This window comes from Pandoraea fibrosis (assembly GCF_000807775.2).
Taxonomy (GTDB): domain Bacteria; phylum Pseudomonadota; class Gammaproteobacteria; order Burkholderiales; family Burkholderiaceae; genus Pandoraea; species Pandoraea fibrosis.
On record NZ_CP047385.1, the window covers coordinates 479,862 to 496,154 of the forward strand.

17 protein-coding genes are annotated in these 16,293 nt (G+C 63.4%); 10 read left to right on the forward strand and 7 right to left on the reverse strand.

Annotation, left to right across the window (positions count from 1 at the left end; translation table 11 throughout):
* Positions 1–56: 56 nt before the first annotated feature.
* Positions 57–449, forward strand: coding sequence for a rhodanese-like domain-containing protein (locus PI93_RS02060; RefSeq protein WP_039365355.1), 393 nt, complete (start codon positions 57–59; stop codon positions 447–449).
* 131 nt (positions 450–580) lie between these two features.
* Here the strand turns inward: PI93_RS02060 and PI93_RS02065 are convergent, their stop codons facing one another.
* The 4 genes from PI93_RS02065 to PI93_RS02080 form a co-directional block, all read right to left on the reverse strand.
* Positions 581–838 carry a BTH_I0359 family protein gene (locus PI93_RS02065; RefSeq protein ID WP_039365357.1) on the reverse strand — a complete coding sequence of 86 codons (258 nt, stop codon included), beginning with the start codon at positions 836–838 and terminating at the stop codon, positions 581–583.
* 175 nt (positions 839–1,013) lie between these two features.
* A complete protein-coding gene (locus PI93_RS02070) occupies positions 1,014–1,808 on the reverse strand; it encodes an alpha/beta fold hydrolase (RefSeq protein WP_039365359.1) in 795 nt (264 codons plus the stop codon).
* A gap of 208 nt (positions 1,809–2,016) precedes the next feature.
* Positions 2,017–3,132, reverse strand: coding sequence for a DUF3108 domain-containing protein (locus tag PI93_RS02075; protein ID WP_052240320.1), 1,116 nt, complete (start codon positions 3,130–3,132; stop codon positions 2,017–2,019).
* Between the two features lie 196 nt (positions 3,133–3,328).
* A complete protein-coding gene (locus PI93_RS02080; protein ID WP_039365361.1) occupies positions 3,329–4,180 on the reverse strand; it encodes an IclR family transcriptional regulator in 852 nt (283 codons plus the stop codon).
* 115 nt (positions 4,181–4,295) lie between these two features.
* Here PI93_RS02080 and PI93_RS02085 point away from each other — a divergent pair, with 115 nt between their 5' ends.
* The 6 genes from PI93_RS02085 to PI93_RS02110 all read left to right on the forward strand — a co-directional run bounded on the left by PI93_RS02085 (position 4,296) and on the right by PI93_RS02110 (position 11,117).
* Positions 4,296–5,282, forward strand: a complete 987-nt coding sequence (locus PI93_RS02085) for a fumarylacetoacetate hydrolase family protein (RefSeq protein WP_039365363.1) — start codon at positions 4,296–4,298, stop codon at positions 5,280–5,282.
* Between the two features lie 367 nt (positions 5,283–5,649).
* Positions 5,650–6,801 carry an ABC transporter substrate-binding protein gene (locus PI93_RS02090; protein WP_039365365.1) on the forward strand — a complete coding sequence of 384 codons (1,152 nt, stop codon included), beginning with the start codon at positions 5,650–5,652 and terminating at the stop codon, positions 6,799–6,801.
* Positions 6,802–6,965: 164 nt separating this feature from the next.
* Positions 6,966–7,787, forward strand: coding sequence for an enoyl-CoA hydratase/isomerase family protein (locus tag PI93_RS02095; protein ID WP_039365367.1), 822 nt, complete (start codon positions 6,966–6,968; stop codon positions 7,785–7,787).
* A gap of 109 nt (positions 7,788–7,896) precedes the next feature.
* Positions 7,897–8,874, forward strand: a complete 978-nt coding sequence (locus PI93_RS02100; RefSeq protein WP_039365368.1) for a PhaM family polyhydroxyalkanoate granule multifunctional regulatory protein — start codon at positions 7,897–7,899, stop codon at positions 8,872–8,874.
* A 68-nt stretch (positions 8,875–8,942) separates the two neighbouring features.
* A complete protein-coding gene (locus tag PI93_RS02105) occupies positions 8,943–10,232 on the forward strand; it encodes a patatin-like phospholipase family protein (protein ID WP_039365370.1) in 1,290 nt (429 codons plus the stop codon).
* 42 nt (positions 10,233–10,274) lie between these two features.
* Positions 10,275–11,117 carry an AraC family transcriptional regulator gene (locus PI93_RS02110; RefSeq protein ID WP_039365372.1) on the forward strand — a complete coding sequence of 281 codons (843 nt, stop codon included), beginning with the start codon at positions 10,275–10,277 and terminating at the stop codon, positions 11,115–11,117.
* A 92-nt stretch (positions 11,118–11,209) separates the two neighbouring features.
* Here the strand turns inward: PI93_RS02110 and PI93_RS02115 are convergent, their stop codons facing one another.
* The 3 genes from PI93_RS02115 to PI93_RS02125 all read right to left on the reverse strand — a co-directional run bounded on the left by PI93_RS02115 (position 11,210) and on the right by PI93_RS02125 (position 13,088).
* On the reverse strand, positions 11,210–11,803 hold the full coding sequence (locus tag PI93_RS02115) for a LysE family translocator (RefSeq protein ID WP_039365373.1): 594 nt from the start codon (positions 11,801–11,803) through the stop codon (positions 11,210–11,212).
* A 112-nt stretch (positions 11,804–11,915) separates the two neighbouring features.
* On the reverse strand, positions 11,916–12,353 hold the full coding sequence (locus tag PI93_RS02120) for a nuclear transport factor 2 family protein (protein WP_039365375.1): 438 nt from the start codon (positions 12,351–12,353) through the stop codon (positions 11,916–11,918).
* A 174-nt stretch (positions 12,354–12,527) separates the two neighbouring features.
* The gene (locus tag PI93_RS02125) at positions 12,528–13,088 is read right to left on the reverse strand and encodes a chalcone isomerase family protein (RefSeq protein WP_052240321.1); all 561 of its coding nucleotides are present in this window, start codon (positions 13,086–13,088) and stop codon (positions 12,528–12,530) included.
* Positions 13,089–13,803: 715 nt separating this feature from the next.
* Between PI93_RS02125 and PI93_RS02130 the strand changes: the two genes are divergently transcribed.
* The 3 genes from PI93_RS02130 (at position 13,804) to PI93_RS02140 (ending at position 16,288) form a co-directional block, all read left to right on the forward strand.
* Positions 13,804–14,676, forward strand: a complete 873-nt coding sequence (locus PI93_RS02130) for a ferritin family protein (RefSeq protein ID WP_191623339.1) — start codon at positions 13,804–13,806, stop codon at positions 14,674–14,676.
* A gap of 104 nt (positions 14,677–14,780) precedes the next feature.
* Positions 14,781–15,284 carry a D-glycero-beta-D-manno-heptose 1-phosphate adenylyltransferase gene (gene rfaE2, locus PI93_RS02135; protein WP_039365379.1) on the forward strand — a complete coding sequence of 168 codons (504 nt, stop codon included), beginning with the start codon at positions 14,781–14,783 and terminating at the stop codon, positions 15,282–15,284.
* On the forward strand, positions 15,281–16,288 hold the full coding sequence (locus tag PI93_RS02140) for an asparaginase (RefSeq protein WP_039365381.1): 1,008 nt from the start codon (positions 15,281–15,283) through the stop codon (positions 16,286–16,288). Before rfaE2 ends, PI93_RS02140 begins: the two co-directional genes overlap by 4 nt.
* Positions 16,289–16,293 lie beyond the last annotated feature (5 nt).

The following is a 16,293-nucleotide window of genomic DNA, read 5'->3' on the forward strand; positions in this document are numbered from 1 at the left end:
AGACGCGATGTGCCCGATGCCCCGTTTTCAATCTTTTTTGCCGACTTGCCGACGATATGGAATTCCTGCTCCCGAACGCCGCTCATCAGTTTCTGCAAGCCAACGCCAACGCGCTGTTCGTCGACTGCCGAAGCGAGATGGAATATCTGTTCGTGGGCCACCCGGCGGGGGCGATCCATGTGGCCTGGAACGACGGCCCGGACTGGGAGATCAATCCTCACTTCGTGCCCAGCGTGCGCAAGCTCGCCGGTGCGGGCGGCGAGCGTCCGGTGCTGCTGATCTGTCGCAGCGGCAATCGCAGTGCGGCTGCCGGCGAAGCGCTCGAGGCGGCGGGGTTTCGCAATATCTACGGGGTACTGCACGGTTTCGAGGGCGATCTCGACGCGACCCATCATCGAAACGCCGTCAACGGCTGGCGCTTCGATGGGCTGCCGTGGGAACAGTGCTGAGAACGGCAAACCGTCGGGACGTCAGGGAAAGAAGGGCGTCAAAGTCTCACATTGCGTCAAGCTCTTGCCAATGAAAAAACCCTCGCGCTGCGAGGGTTTTTCGTGTGGCGACACCGCGTACGGTGTTGGCATCAGTGGAGCACGACCGGGTTCGTCATGAAGTTATCGAACTGACCGAGAAATTCATCGACTTCGTCCTCGGAGGGCTCGGAAGCGATCAGCTTCTGCACTTCTTCACGGAATTGCCGGGCGAGCGTGCCGTCGAGAAAAATCTCACGGCCAGCGGTTTTGTCCACGATTTCATAGCCACCGGCAGACAGCGCGTGATTGCCGTTATCGGCGGAAAACTCAACGACACAGTAGTTTGGGCTGTTGTAAATCATGAGCATGGCAACTCTCCTGGTGTTCCTGCATGGTCCTTGATAACCCACATAGGGGCGACGCGGCGCGATTTCAAGAGGCAGTGCCCCATGATTCGCTTATCGGCACACCGGCTGACGAATTCAATGGATTTTTGCCCTCCTTGTCAAAGGTCCCGTTTTCAGGTCCCGCAGTTTGCAGGGTTCAGACATTAGAGGCGGTTCCCTGCAGAAATGTTGCAACGGCATTGGTTACGAACTGTTTCTGTTCGACGATCGACAGATGCGCCGCGTCCGGCACGATTTCCAGCCGGGCATGCGCAATGCCGCTGGCCAGACGCTGGGCGACGGCGGGCGGCGTCGACGGGTCGTTTTCCCCGACGAGGACCAGCGTGGGTGCCTCAATCTCCGGCAGGCGTGTTCGCAAATCGAACGACGCCAGCGCTTCGCATGACGCCGCAAAGCCCTCCGGGTGCGCGTGGGCCACGAGTGCCCGAATGCGTTCGGCCTGCTCCGGGTGGCGCTTACGGAAGCGTTCGCCGAGCCAGCGCTCCAGCGTACCGTTGGCAAGTGCCTTCATCCCGTGCTCGCGCGCATGGGCAGCGCGTTCGAGAAACAGCTTCGCGTCGGCGTCGTCGTAGCCCCCGGTGGTGTCGATGAGCGTGAGGCTGGCAATGCGCTCCGGGGCGTCGAGCGCCACTTGTTGCGCGACGGCGCCGCCCATCGAAATGCCAACGAAATGCGTTCTCGGGATTTCCAGCGTGCTGAGCAAGGCGGTCGCATCGGCCGCCAGTTGCCTGATGGTGTACGGGCCACGCGGCACGTCGCTGCCGCCATGACCGCGACTGTCATACCGCAATATCCGGAAGTGTGCTGCGAGGTCGGGCACGAGGTCGTCCCATACCGTGAGATCCGCACCCAACGGATGCGCCAGTGTCAGCCACGGGCCGTGGCCGTCCACCGCGTAATGAATCGATGCTCCGTTGGCACTGACTTTCATGGTGAGCGGCCTCCCTGATCTCGGCGATGCGTCTGCTAACGATGTGGCGTCGATGCAGTGGGATGATTCCGATTATGTCAGGAACCCCCGACTTGTGCAGAGCGAATCGTAGTAGTGGGGCAACACTTTCCCGAAGCCCCGCATGAATTCGGCATCGCTCGAAATTCTAACGAATCGATTTTCTACTGCCGGGGGGGAGGAGTCGGGGTCAGGGCGCCGATTTTTGCGTGAAGATCAGCTCGAACTCGTTGCCCGAAGGTTCGGTCTGTTTCACCCGCACCGGTAGCCAATCGAGGGATGGCGCGAGCCAGATATCGACACGCCGTTCGTCCCCCGCCTTGCGCGGCAGTCGTGTGAAATGACGGGTTTCGACATAACCGTGCGGTGTGCGCAGGGTTTCGACACCTACGTACTGCACCGGCCAGACCTCGCTGCTGTCCGTGTCGACGACCGTGAACTCGTGCGTCACCCCGACCTGGGTATAGCGTTCGGGGTTACCTCTCGCGTAGCTCGCCAGTTGCATCATCACGCTGAACCGGTCTTGCGCCCCCGGCGCCAGGGGCAGGGACTGACCGGAGCGCGTGAAGGTGAGCGTGGGGGTGCCGTCGCGATGGAAGTCGGTGGTGTACTCGGCGCGCCGGCCGCGTTTTTCCACATAGCGGGATGGCGCAATGCCGTTGACGTCAAAAGCGCCCTCGCTGATGAACTCGAACGTGCCCAGGAAGATGATCGGCACCGCGACGCGCAGGCGGTAATGCCCGTTCTCGTTTACCCAACGCATTTCGCCGGTCTGGTTGCGAACCCCGTTCATCAAGGCGTCGTAGGTCAGCGTGACCGATGGCGGCGGGTCGAACTTGTCGCCATTGGCTGCGGCTGCCGTCAGCGGCGGGCTTGCCGGTGCGGCCGCTTGCGCGCCGCTGGCCGGGCCGTCGGACGTATTGCCGTCACCGGCGACCGTCTCCGAGGCGGCTTGCGGTCCCGGCGAGTCGTCCGTTGCCGGTGCAGCCAGCGTATCGGGCCGTGCCAGCGCGGGGGACTTGGGCGGACTCGGCTTCACCACCGGCTTCGGCTTCGGGGGCGGCGGTGCTGGTGGCGGGGGGGGGGCGACTGGCTTGAGGGGAATCAGCGTGATCGGAATCTCGGGGATCGGCGCGTCGTCGAGCGTCGTGCGGTGGCTGGCCACCCACAGTGCGATAAGCACATGCGCGACAAACACCGCGGCGAGCACGCTGACCCAGACGACCCGGCGGTCGCGCGAGCCCGGCGGCGTGGTGCCGGAGGGCGTCGAGACGGTGTCGGTGGCGTCGTTGGGAGACGGAGGCACGTTAGGCGCTGTTTGGCGAGCGGTACGAGGTGGGCGAGGGGCGCGCGAAAACACGAGAATCGATAGGCCGGAACGTCAGGGCGTCAGGATCGCACATTGCGGCGAATGTCGGTTCGACAGATCGCGCGCGGGGCCGTTCAAGACGTGGCGGGGCCGTCGCATATCCGCTGTCGTCGACGCCTGCCAGCGCTGCCACTCAAGGCTTGGCCCCCGGTGCGTGCGAGTGGCCGAGGTCGGCCGAGAGTTGCTGGGCGAGCGTGCGCAGGGCGGTATCGATCGGGCCCCCCCAACTCGCGTCGAACCGGCTTTCCGGGCCCAATGCCATCAGACCCATCACCAGTTGCCCTGTGGCATCGAACACCGGCATGCAGAAAGCGTTGACCGACGGCAGCACCGTGCCCTCGACGCGTGCCGCCCGGTGTGCACGCACATCGTCCAGCACCGCGTCGTACTGCGCGCGCGTGGCGGGCAGATGATGGCGCGACGCGTGTTGCAGGGCGGTGAGGGCGGCGTTGATGAGCGGTGCCGTCTGGCGTTCGGGGAGATACGCGGCGAACAGGCGACCGGCGGCCGATTCGAGCATTGGCATCACGTCGCCCAGACGTAGCGGCACGCGCATCGGAAAGGTCGAATCGAGCCAATGCACCACGGTCGGCCCCTGATTGCCCCAGACGGCGAGGCCTACCGTCTGGTCGATGGCGTCGCGCAACTCGGACAGTGCAAAGCGGGCGGCCTTGAACGCATCGATACGGGCGAGATGCGCGAGACCCATGCGCAGCGTGAACGGCCCGAGGTCGTAACGTCCGCTGATGGGGTCTTGCACGATGAGGCCGAGCCGCTGGAAGCTCACGAGATAGCGGTGTGCTTTGGCGGGGTTCATGCCGGCTGCGTGTGCGAGGTCGCGCAGCATCATCGCGTTCGAGGCTTGTGTCAGTACCTCGATGAGTCGGAAGCCCACCTCGATGGACTGGATACCCGAGCGGGTTTTCTCCTCCTCGGGGGTGGCCGTGTTGTCGTCGTTCTCGATCTTGTTGTCTTGCTCAGGCACAGTGGTGTGTCTCCGTCTTCGTCGTCCCGGCGTTGCCGGGCCGAAGCCCTCGGGTAGAATCTTCGGCTTCAAGCGCCATTCTATCGGGCCTGAGACGGCTCGCAGACTCCAACACATGAAACTCGCTACCCGCAAGGACGGCACCCGCGACGGCCAGTTGATCGTCGTGTCGCGCGACCTGTCCATCGCCTGCATTGCCGATGCCATCGCCCCCACGCTCCAGCGCGTGCTTGACGACTGGACCTTCTACGCTCCCCAACTCCAGACGCTATACACGGAACTGAACCACCACCGTGCGCGTAACACGTTCGCGTTCGACCCGGCGGAGTGCATGGCGCCGTTGCCACGTGCGTACCAGTGGGCTGACGGTTCGGCCTACGTCAACCATGTCGAGCTGGTGCGCAAGGCACGCGGTGCGGAGATGCCGCCCGAATTCTGGACCGATCCGCTGATGTATCAGGGGGGAAGCGACGACTTCATCGGGCCGACGGACGACATCGTGTGCGCCTCCGAGGATTTCGGCATCGACTTCGAAGCCGAGGTTGCGGTGGTGACGTCCGACGTGCCGATGGGCGCGAGTCCTGCGCGCGCCCTTGAGGGCGTTCGACTGCTGATGTTGGTCAACGACGTGAGTCTGCGCAACCTGATTCCGGCGGAACTCGCCAAGGGTTTCGGTTTCTTCCAGAGCAAGCCGGCGAGCAGTTTCTCGCCGGTGGCGATCACACCGGACGAATTGGGTGATGCGTGGCAGGGAGGCCGAGTGCACCGACCGCTTACGGTGAAGTGGAACGACAAAAAGTTCGGCGCTCCCGAGTGTGGCGAAGACATGGTGTTCGACTTTGGCCAGTTGGTTGCGCATGTGTGCAAGACGCGCAATGTGCGGGCGGGCACGATCGTAGGATCGGGCACGATTTCGAACAAGGATCGCAGCCGTGGGAGTGCGTGCATCGCGGAGAAGCGCATGTTGGAGACCATAGAAAAGGGTGCTCCGGAGACGGCATTCATGCGTTACGGCGATCGAGTGCGAATTGAAATGTTCGATGCGCAGGGCAAATCGATTTTCGGCGCGATCGATCAGGCGGTAGCACCGAAAGACGAATAAGTCGAACAAGACGCAGTCGCGCGCAGAGCAGAGGGTGTCCCCAGGAGGTGCTACGGGCGTGAGAAGAGACGGACCGGGGCGCCTTTCTGCAGCGAGTTGGGTTTATGTCTGAGAGGCGGAAAGGGGCCCCGGTCCGTCTGTGGGGAGGTGTTAAAAAAGCGGCCCGAAAAACGGCATAGTAGATACCTCCATAGGGTGAACCCGGATATGGCTGAGAATTCCGGCTCCGCTATTCTTTGTCTCCTTGAGCCGGTTCGCCCCTATTGGGTGAGCGAGCGGGCCCTAACTTCGCCGGCGCGGCGCGAGGTGCCCTTTCCGGGGTGTCGGCGTTAAAAAAACGAGCGCAGGCCAGACCAGGAGATTTTCCATGCGAAACCCCGTGCGCACTGCCCTGCTGGGTGCGATGTTGCTGGCAATGGCTGGTGGCGCAGTTGCTCAGGTCAAGATTGGCGTGAGCATTTCGCTGACGGGCCCGGCGGCCTCGCTCGGCATTCCTGCGCGCAACACGATCACCATGTTGCCGACCGAAATTGGTGGTCAGAAGGTGGATTACATCGTGCTCGACGACGCGTCGGACACCACGACCGCTGTTCAGAACACCAAAAAGCTGATCTCCGAGAATCACGTTGACGCGGTCATCGGTTCGTCGATCACGCCGAACACGCTGGCGATGCTCGACGTGATTGCCAGCGGCACCACGCCGACCATATCGCTGGCGTCGTCGGCGCGCATCATCGAGCCGGTCGATGCCAAGCGTTACTGGATGTTCAAGACCCCGCAGACCGATGCGCAGATGGCGTCGGCCATTGCCGAGCATGCGAGTCGTCATGGCGTGAAGACGATGGCGTTCATCGGTCAGGGCGATGCGTTGGGAGAGGCCTTCTACGAAGAAGTTGCCAAGTTCGCTGGTCTGCACAAGATCAAGATGGTGGCGAACGAGCGTTTCGCGCGCACCGACCCGAGCGTTACCGGGCAGATCCTGAAGATCATGGCGACCAATCCGGACGCTGTCGTTGTGGGGGCGGCTGGCACGCCTGCTGCGCTGCCGCCGAAGGCGTTGGCCGAGCGTGGTTTCAAGGGCCTTGTGTATCACAACCACGGCGTGGGTAATAACGACTTCCTGCGGGTGTGCGGCAAGGACTGCAACAACACCTACCTGCCGGCGAGCCCGGTGCTCGTGGCGTCGCAACTGCCCAACGATCATCCGGCCAAGACCGTTGCGCTCGACTACATCAAGAAATACGAAGCCAAATACGGTGCAGGCACGGTGGCGGCCTTCGGTTCCTATGCTTGGGACGCAGGCATTCTGCTCCAGCGCGCCATTCCGATTGCGTTGAAGACGGCCAAGCCGGGGACGCCCGAATTCCGCAAGGCGCTGCGCGATGCGCTCGAGACCAGCAAGGAAGTGCATGTGTCGAACGGCGTGATCAACATGAGCCCGACCGATCACCTTGGCCTCGACCAGCGTGCGCGCGTGATGGTCAAGATCGAGAACGGCAAGTGGCTGCTCGCGCCGTGATCGCGGCATGAACGCGGCGAACACTGCCGAACCCTAAATGATGGATGTGAAGCGCCCGACGTCGCTCACATCGCCCAGTTGACCGTCGGCGGCGCTGGCTTCGGCCGGTGCCGCTGTTTCCCAATCCCCGCCTGTGCGGGGATATTTTTTTGGAGCGGTAAGCCATGTCGCAAGACCCGTATCAACACTACCAGTCGCTTCAGTTCAAGCGGCATCCCAACGGTGTGCTCGAACTCATCATGGGGGCCGGCGCGAACAAGAGCGGCTTGTCGACGGCCGATCATCAGATGCACCGCGAACTGGCCGACGTGTGGCGCGACATCGACCGCGACACCGAGACTCGCGCGGTCGTCATTCGCGGAGAAGGCAAAGGCTTTTCCGGCGGCGGCGATCTGTCGCTCGTGGAAGACATGGCCGACGATTTCGCCGTGCGCGCACGCGTCTGGCGCGAAGCGCGCGACCTTGTCTACAACGTGATCAATTGCAGCAAGCCGATCGTCTCGGCCATGCATGGTCCGGCCGTCGGTGCCGGGCTGGTCGCGGGGTTGCTCGCCGACATCTCCATTGCGGCGAAGAACGCTCGCATCATCGACGGTCATACCCGCCTGGGGGTGGCCGCAGGCGATCACGCGGCCATTGTGTGGCCGCTGCTGTGCGGCATGGCGAAGGCGAAGTACTACCTGCTGCTGTGCGAGCCGGTGTCCGGCGAGGAGGCCGAGCGCATCGGACTCGTCTCGCTCACCGTCGACGAAGCCGACCTGCTGCCCAAAGCCTTTGAAGTGGCGGACAAGCTCGCGCGCGGCTCCACGACGGCCATTCGCTGGACCAAATACGCACTCAACAACTGGCTGCGCAGTGCAGGGCCGTCGTTCGACGCGTCGCTTGCCCTCGAATTCATGGGATTTGCGGGGCCGGACGTGCGCGAAGGTATCGCGTCGCTGCGCGAGCGTCGTGCCCCGGACTACGGCGGCGAAGCGCCGTTCTGACACACCACTGGCGCAGGCTCGGCGTATGATCGATATCCATACGCCATGCGCGTGGCCTGCCGGGACCGGCCCACAGGCCATCCGTCCCCGACCGAGACTGGAGACTGTAATGAGCGATTCGACGAGTGCCATGCCCAACGGCTTCGACATTCTCAAGAAGATGTGGGAGGCGTTCAGCCCTCCTGCGACATTCACCTCGCCGCTCACGCAGTTGATGCAGAGTGCCGCGCCGTTGCTCGATCCCGATGAAATCGAGAACCGCATCGCCGAGATGCGTGCGGTGGAGCAATGGCTCACGCTCAATCTGAACGTGCTGCGCTCGACCATCCAGGCGTTCGAAGTGCAACGTGCGACGTATGCGACGCTGCGGGCGTTCGGCTCCGGCGGTTTCGGTGCCGCGAGCGGCGCCGAGGCAGGCGCGACGAGTACGCCGGACAGCGGCGCCGCGTTCACAGCGCCATTTGGGCAGGCCGCCGCCAACTTCTGGCGATCCCCGTATGCATCAACGGAACCCGCGCAGGACGTCGAATCGCAGGCGCGTGCCCCGGAGCCCGAACCAGAACCCGAACCGGAAGCTGCGCCGGCAGCCGACGAGGCCCCACCGGAGGGAGGGGATGCGCAGTCGCCGTTCGCTCAGGCGAGCAACGCGTATGGAGCGCTGGACCCTTCGCTGTGGTTCAACGCGATGCGCGCGCAGTTCGATCAAATCGCGGCCGCCGCGCAGGCCGCCGGCATGTCGGCGGCACAAATGACGGAAGCCGCTACGGCGCAAATGTCTGAGGCAGCCGCCAAGGCGACACATGCCCCGCAGGCCAAACCGGCAGGATCGAAGTCTGCGAAGTCTTCTGACAAAACACCGGGCAAGGCAGGCGCTGCGGCGCAACGTGCCACTGGCGCGACCAAGGCAGCGGGCAAGACCGCCGCCAAGCGCGCACCGGCCAGCAAGAAGACACCGGCGAAGTCGGCTGCGGCGAAAACGTCGGCGAAGACCTCGACGAAGACGGCCGCCAAAGGCGCAAAGGGGGAAGAGAAGCCCGCGCCTGCGACCGGGAAGGCGCCGGGAAAGCCATCCGCCTGGAAGTGGTAAGAGGGAACGACCTCGCCCCGGATGGCACATAACAAGCGCAACGACAACAAAGTCAGGAGGAGGCCCCCATGATTTCAGGTGAACGTACCGGTCTCGTCCTGATGGGCGGCGGTGCACGCGCTGCATATCAGGTGGGCGTGCTCGCGGCGATTGCTGCGATCCAGCGCGAAGTCCTGCCATCGCGGCGCACCATCCCGTTTCCGATTGTCTGCGGCACATCGGCTGGCGCGATCAACGCGGCGGCGCTCGCCTCGCATGCGGACGATTTCCAGCATGGTGTCATCAAGCTCGATGCGGTGTGGCGTCAGTTCCACGCCGGTCAGGTGTTCCGTGCCGATTCGCTGGGCATGGCGGGCACCGGCGCGCGCTGGCTTGCCGCGCTCTCGCTCGGTTGGGCGCTACGCCGCTCGCCGCGCTCGCTGTTCGACTGGTCGCCGCTCGCCGACATGTTGCGCAGCGCGATACGCCTCGACCGGCTGCCGGAAGTCTTCGCCTCGGGAGCGCTCGAAGCGCTGTCGGTCACCGCGCTGTCGTACTCGTCGGGCAAACACGTTACCTTCTATCAAAGCGCGTCGCCGATTCAGGCGTGGAAGCGTTCGCTGCGTCTGGCGCGTGCCGTGCCGTTGACCGTCGAGCACCTGCTGGCGTCGAGCGCAATTCCGTTTCTGTTCCCGGCCATCGAACTCGATCTCGACGGCCAGCCCGAATATTTCGGGGATGGATCGATGCGTCAGATCGCACCGCTGAGTCCGCCGATTCATCTGGGTGCGACCCGCATCCTCATCATCGGTGCCGCGCACGGACAGTACGGACTCGACAGCAGCGGCGAGCGCATCGGTGGCTATCCGAGCCTTGCGCAAATCGGCGGACAAGCCCTCGCGAGCGTTTTCATCGACGGCTTGTCGGCGGATCTGGAACGACTTCAGCACATCAATAACGTGCTGCGGCATGTGCCCGAAGCCCATCGCGAGTCGAGCGGCTGGCGGCCCATCGAGACGCTGGTGATCTCGCCGAGCCAACGCATCGAACCGATTGCGGCGCGCCACCTGCAACAGTTGCCGCGTGCGGTACGCACCATGCTCGGCGCGATTGGGGCGGACGAAGCGCGCGGGGCAGCGTTCGCCAGCTATCTGCTGTTCGAATCGTCGTACACGCAGGAGCTCATTGCACTCGGAGAGGCCGACGCCTACGCACAACGCGACGCGATTGCCGCGTGGCTCGTCGCCGAGGCCGACGGCACCAGTCCGTTCGACGATGTCGAAGCCGGCGCGGTGGGCAGCGTCGAACAGTCCGCGAATTCGCCGCTTTCCGCAGAACCGTCCGACGCCGTTGCCGACACCGGCAAGCCTGCGGCCTGAATTGACGACGTGACCCGGCCGTCGCCACGAAATCACACGCTTATGTCGAAATCCTCAGTCTCCTGTCCTTACCCCTCGACGTTCTGGCGCGATCCGGCGTTGCCGTTTCTCGAAGCCCGCGAAGTGCTCGATGGCCGTCGCGTGTGCTATGCGCTGCACAGTCACGAGACGTTCTCCATCGGTGCCGTAACCGGCGGGCGCAGCACCTATCTGAACGGCCAGGCACGCGAGACGGTCGGTCGCGGCAGTGTCGTCGTGATGAATCCCGATGCTGTGCATGCCTGCAATCCCATCGGCGACGAAGCGTGGGCCTATCGCATGTTGTTCGTCGACACGGTATGGCTAGGGAATCTGCAACGCGAGTTGGGCTTCGGGCGCGGACACGATCTGCATCTGTTCGACACGATGTCGTCGACCGATCCGGTGTTGTACGAGGGACTGAACCGACTCTATGACGTTTGCACCGATGCTGCTCGCGACCGGCTCGAGCGAGAGAGCGTCGTGCAGCAGTTTTTCATCGACGTGCACGAGCGCCTGAATCCCGCGCCGCGCGCGATGCGCGACGACTCGCACAAACTGCGCGACGCCGCCGAGTTCATCCGCGCACATTGCCGCGAGGCACTGTCGCTGACGCAGATTTGTGCGGCGGCGGGATTGTCGGCGTCGTATCTCACGCGCGCATTTCGCGCGCAATACGGCCTGACGCCGCACGCCTTTCTGATGAATCAGCGAATTCAGTACGCCCGTGGGCGATTGCGTCGCGGGCACGCCATCGCAGAAGTTGCGCTCGATGCCGGCTTCGCCGATCAGGCGCATTTCCAGCGCACTTTCAAGCAACTGCTTGCGGCTACGCCCGGTCACTACCGGGAATCGCGCGCGGCCTGATACGGTGACGGCCGATGCCGCCGGCGTCCTGCCGGCGCGCCATCGTGTCGCATCGCGCGGCAATCGAGCCGTCATCGCGTGCTTGTCGATCGCTACGTCGCCGCCACCAGATAGACCGCACTGCCGGCCAGTAGCGCTGCCATGACGCGATTCAGACGCCGCACGCGGCGTGCGTCGCGCATGTGATGACGCAGCATGGCGCCCGCAGCCGCCCAGCATCCCACCGATAGCCAGCAGATCACGAAGTAGATCGCGGCGAATTGCCAGATGCGCATGGGCTCGCCCGCCGTGTAGGCCCCCATGCCGGCCAGCGCCGCAAGCCATGCCTTCGGGTTGAGCCACTGCATGACGGCGCCATGCGACATCGTCGGGCCGCCCCGCGCATTGGCGTCGGCGTCGCCCAGTTCCCCGTTATCGATCGCCAGCTTGTACGCCATGTACAGCAGGAACGCCACGCCGAACCACTGAATCGCGTGCATCAGTATCGGCATGCGTTGCAACAATTCGTAGACCCCGAAGCCGACTGCGATGAGCAGCGCTACGAAACCTACGGTCGCACCTGTCACGTGACGCAGGCTCGGCATGAGCCCGTAGCGCGCGCCCGATCCCAGCGCCACGACGTTGACCGGACCGGGGGTGATCGATGCCGCCAGCGCGAACGCGGCCATCGAGTAGAAAAGTGTCATCGGAAACCTCACTGCGGGAGACGCATGTCAATCGAGGTTCCGAATGTACGCGCGGACGTGCGCTGCGTATTGAAGAAAACTGCCCTTTGGGGATCGGGCCGGTGCAGGCGTGTCAGCGGAACAGACGTTGTTGCATCCAGCGTAATAGGCGACCGACGAGAGGCAGTTTGGCGTAGACGTCTTCCGTGGCGTCCCAATAGTCGCGCTGATAGGTGACTCGCCCGTCGACGGCCAGGCGCAGGTGAGAGGCGCCATGGATGATCTGCTCGTCGTCGAGCCATCGCTTGGTATGGAAATGCAGATTCCAGACGAGCATCGCCTGATTGTGTTGCAGCAGCGTGGCGGTGATTTCGAAGCGCGGCACGTCGACGCGCTCGAACAGGTGGGTGAGCAGCGTGGCGACTTCGGCTGCGCTGCGGACCTCGTGCAGCGGTGTCTTGAGATAGACGTTGGGCGTGTAGAACTCGCCCAGATTCCCGACGCTCAGGCGGGTGAGGGTCTCGAAGTAGCGCGTCAGGCGCGTAAGCGCTGCAGCATGATCGATATCCATAGGCACGCTCGCGTGGGCGCTGTCACAGCGCGATTCAATGGACAAACCCGTGGCCGGTTCGGGCGATGCCCCTCTGCTCCTCGGGGAAGGCATTGTCTTAAGTTACACCTGCATGGCGATGGCGCGGCGCGCGTGGCGTCGATGAGACACCCGTCGGTATTCGCTGCACGGCGCTCAGTGCGCGTCGCTGATCAGCTCGGCGCGCAGGTCGGGGGCACTCGTGCGGGGATCGAGCCAGATGGCAAAGAAAGCGCGGCCGAAGGCGTCGCCCGCAATTTGTCCGATAAGTTTGCCGTCCGAGAAGAAGCGCGTGCCGTCACCGGGCCGGAATACCCCCGTCAAATGCTGCCCGGCGGAGACGTCAGGCAAGATGCGCGCAAGCTCATCGGCCCAGCGCTGACGTTCTGCGTCGGTTGCCACTTGCAGCCGGGTCATTTCGATCAGACTTCGCTGCACCAGCGTGTGGGACTTGAAACTCCGCGCGTAACGCAGGTCTAGTACCAATGGGTGCGTACCCCAATTGGCGCTGAGGCGATCGGGGCCGGAAAAGAGTTCTGCGTCGTACAGATGGAAGCCCATGCGCGTGAACGAGCCATGGCCGACCAGATGGGCGGCCGGAATCTCGGCCGAGGCCAATTGCCCGGCGTCGAACGCCATGGCACCGGGGGCTGTCGCCACTGCGGCCAGAAAACAGGCGGTGCGCAGCCATACGGCAAATGCGGGACGAGTTGCCATGCTCGGCTCCTTATCGGTCAAGGAATCCAGTCGAGTAGGAAGGCCCGTTGGCGGTGCGCAGGTCGTTCTCCGACGCACCGGCCGGTACAACTTGTTGCGTAATTGCGACTGAGAACTATCCTCGAAATGAGGCGCTGCAAACGGCAAGACATCGCGTCGGCAGTCGTGACTTCCGGACTCAGCCCGCATAGGCGGAACGATTGCTTTCAGCGTAGACCATCAGACGCCGCTCGCGCAGGCCCGTGGCACAAGGACATACCCTGACGCCCCGCCGTGGTGCTTCCCTCAGGGACGTGGCTGCGGGAGGGCACGGGGAGTGTGCAGAGGCCGGTTCGTCTGTGTTGCCGGGATGCCTGTCGCCCCTTGAGCTTAGGCGCTTTGCGTGACATTTTGATGGGCGTCAACATTACGACGCATTACCGTCATGTGGCTGTCAGCGAAGGGGGTTCTGAAAGGCTTTTATGTTATGATTCAAGAGTTTGCCCATATTTTAGTAGGGTCGCTCTAAGCCATATCGCCAACGTGCGGCCAGATAACAGGCGTTAAATCGCCGTCCTTCTGCGACGGCAGGGTTCAAGACGTGAAGCCGGACGGCGGGGGCCGCCCGCGACACGCTCACCGTTTTGTCTGTCGAAATTCGGCGTAAACTTTCACAATACTATCTTGAGTCCTGGTGTAAGGTCTCGCGACCTTGGGGGTAATTGAAATGAACGAAATGCTGTATCCCGAGCTGTACAAGTCGCTGGAGGCAGTGCGTTGGAACATGGAGAAGGACATCCCCTGGGATAAGTTCGACGCCAGCCAACTCACCGACGATCAGGCGCGCACCATCAAGATGAACGCCATTACGGAATGGGCGGCGCTGCCGGCCACCGAGATGTTCTTGCGCGACAACCGTGACGACAGCGATTTCTCTGCGTTCATGAGCGTTTGGTTCTTCGAAGAGCAGAAGCACTCGCTGGTGCTCATGGAATACCTGCGCCGCTTCCGCCCGGAGCTCGTGCCGACCGAGGCTGAACTGCATGCCGTGCGTTTCCCGTTCGATCCGGCCCCGCCGCTCGAAACGCTCATGCTGCACTTCTGCGGTGAAATCCGCCTGAACCACTGGTATCGCCGTGCTGCCGAATGGCACACCGAGCCGGTCATCAAGGCCATCTACGAAATCATTTCGCGTGACGAAGCCCGTCATGGCGGCGCTTACCTGCGCTACATGAAGAAGGCGCTGACGAGCTTTGGCGATAACGCGCGTGCCGCGTTCGCAAAGATCGGTGTGCTGATGGCCTCGGCACGTCGCACGGAAAAGCCGCTGCACCCGACCAACCTGCATGTGAACAAGGACTTGTTCCCGAATGACACGGTGCAGTCGCGTCTGCCGGAGCCGGAATGGCTCGAACACTGGCTCGACGAACAGATCAAGTTCGACGACAGTTGGGAGAAGAAGGTGGTCGAGCGCATTCTGCACAACATGTCGCTGCTGTTCGAGCGCACGTTCGCGACGGCGCAGGACCTGAATCGCTACCGCAAGGAAATCACGACCCGTCTGGCTGCGGTGACCGCACCGGCATCGGCCGTGGCCGCGTCGGCGTAATACGCAGGTAGCGTCGGCGCATTCGCAGAAAAGGGGCTTCGGCCCCTTTTTTGTTGTCTTATGCGGGGCGTGGGACAATAGCGCGTCTACTCCGACTCATTGCCATGCCATCTTCTCAAGCCACGTCTCCGGCCGATTTCGAGGCCAAGATTCTCTCGCGCGAAGCGCTCGCGGCGCTGGCGCCGACGTTGCCGCGCCCGCTCGTGTTTACCAACGGCGTATTCGACATCCTGCATCGCGGCCATGTGACCTATCTCGCGCAGGCGCGGGCGCTGGGCGCGTGCCTGATCGTCGGTGTGAATACTGACGCGTCGGTGCGCACGCTAGGCAAGGGCGACGACCGTCCGATCAACAACGAAAACGACCGTGCGGCATTGCTCGCGGCGCTGCAAAGCGTGGACTATGTCGTGACGTTCGGCGAGACCACGCCGGAGTCGTTGATTGCTGCGGTGCGTCCCGACATCCTCGTCAAAGGCGGCGACTACGAGATGGACAAGTTGCCGGAGTCCGCGCTCGTTCGCGGATGGGGTGGCACGGCCGTGGCCATTCCGTTCGAGCATCAACGCTCGACCACATCGCTGCTCAAGAAGGTGCGGGCCCAGTCATGAGTCTTGCACCGCTTGTTGAAGTCACGCGTGGCGCCAATGGCGTCGACACGGTCGAGTGCGTGCATTACGGATCGGTCGCTGTGGTCGACGCGCAAGGGCGTTTGCGGTATGCGGCAGGCGACCCGTCGTTCCTCACGTTTTCACGCTCCACGCTCAAGCCGTTTCAGGCCTTGCCGTTTGTCGAAGGCGATGGTGTTGCCCACTTCGGGCTCACGCCATCGGAGCTCGCGCTGCTATGCGCGAGCCACTCGGGCGAGACCTTTCACGTTGACGGTGTGAAGCGCCTGCTGAGCAAAGCCGGGTGCGACGAGCATCATTTGCAGTGCGGCTGCCACACGCCGACGTTCTACTCAGCGACGGGCAAGCGTCCGCCGGTCGATCTGAAACCGACGCCGCTGCACCATAACTGCTCGGGCAAGCATGCAGGGTTCCTCGCGTATTGCGTGCAGCATGGGTTGCCGCTCGAGACCTATCTGGATCCGGCACACCCGCTGCAGCAGGCGATTCGCGCTCGCGTGGGCGACGTGGTGGGCGTGCATGGCGACACATTGCCGCTCGGCATCGACGGCTGCTCAGCACCGAACTATGCGTTACCGCTCGACAAACTGGCTGCCGCTTACGCGCGGTTGGCTGCGAGCGACGATGCCGCGCTGTCGACCTTGTTCGCGGCGATGACGCAGCAGCCGGAGATGGTGTCGGGTACCGCGCGTAACGATCTGGCGTTCATGCGCATGGCCCCCGGTGACTGGGTGGCGAAGATTGGTGCGGACGGTGTCCAGACGATCGGTGTACGCTCCGCCGGACTCGGTATTGCGATCAAGGTGGTCGACGGCAATATGCGAGCACTTTATACGGCCGCCGTTGCCGTTCTCAAGGCACTCGGCCTGGTGGAGTCGCCCGAGTCGACCGGGTTGGCACCGTGGGTGTCGCCGGTCGTCAAGAACGCGCGCGGCACTCATACCGGGGTTGTGCGCTCAGTGGTCGAACTCAAGCGCGTCGGATAAGTCTG

Coding starts and splice junctions, on each gene's coding strand:
- PI93_RS02090 (WP_039365365.1), top strand. CDS start 5,650: ATGCGAAACCCCGTGCGCACTGCCCTGCTGGGTGCGATGTTGCTGGCA.
- PI93_RS02085 (WP_039365363.1), top strand. CDS start 4,296: ATGAAACTCGCTACCCGCAAGGACGGCACCCGCGACGGCCAGTTGATC.
- PI93_RS02060 (WP_039365355.1), top strand. CDS start 57: ATGGAATTCCTGCTCCCGAACGCCGCTCATCAGTTTCTGCAAGCCAAC.
- PI93_RS02065 (WP_039365357.1), bottom strand. CDS start 838: ATGCTCATGATTTACAACAGCCCAAACTACTGTGTCGTTGAGTTTTCC.
- PI93_RS02140 (WP_039365381.1), top strand. CDS start 15,281: ATGAGTCTTGCACCGCTTGTTGAAGTCACGCGTGGCGCCAATGGCGTC.
- PI93_RS02110 (WP_039365372.1), top strand. CDS start 10,275: ATGTCGAAATCCTCAGTCTCCTGTCCTTACCCCTCGACGTTCTGGCGC.
- rfaE2 (WP_039365379.1), top strand. CDS start 14,781: ATGCCATCTTCTCAAGCCACGTCTCCGGCCGATTTCGAGGCCAAGATT.
- PI93_RS02105 (WP_039365370.1), top strand. CDS start 8,943: ATGATTTCAGGTGAACGTACCGGTCTCGTCCTGATGGGCGGCGGTGCA.
- PI93_RS02100 (WP_039365368.1), top strand. CDS start 7,897: ATGAGCGATTCGACGAGTGCCATGCCCAACGGCTTCGACATTCTCAAG.
- PI93_RS02115 (WP_039365373.1), bottom strand. CDS start 11,803: ATGACACTTTTCTACTCGATGGCCGCGTTCGCGCTGGCGGCATCGATC.
- PI93_RS02125 (WP_052240321.1), bottom strand. CDS start 13,088: ATGGCAACTCGTCCCGCATTTGCCGTATGGCTGCGCACCGCCTGTTTT.
- PI93_RS02070 (WP_039365359.1), bottom strand. CDS start 1,808: ATGAAAGTCAGTGCCAACGGAGCATCGATTCATTACGCGGTGGACGGC.
- PI93_RS02130 (WP_191623339.1), top strand. CDS start 13,804: ATGCTGTATCCCGAGCTGTACAAGTCGCTGGAGGCAGTGCGTTGGAAC.
- PI93_RS02120 (WP_039365375.1), bottom strand. CDS start 12,353: ATGGATATCGATCATGCTGCAGCGCTTACGCGCCTGACGCGCTACTTC.
- PI93_RS02095 (WP_039365367.1), top strand. CDS start 6,966: ATGTCGCAAGACCCGTATCAACACTACCAGTCGCTTCAGTTCAAGCGG.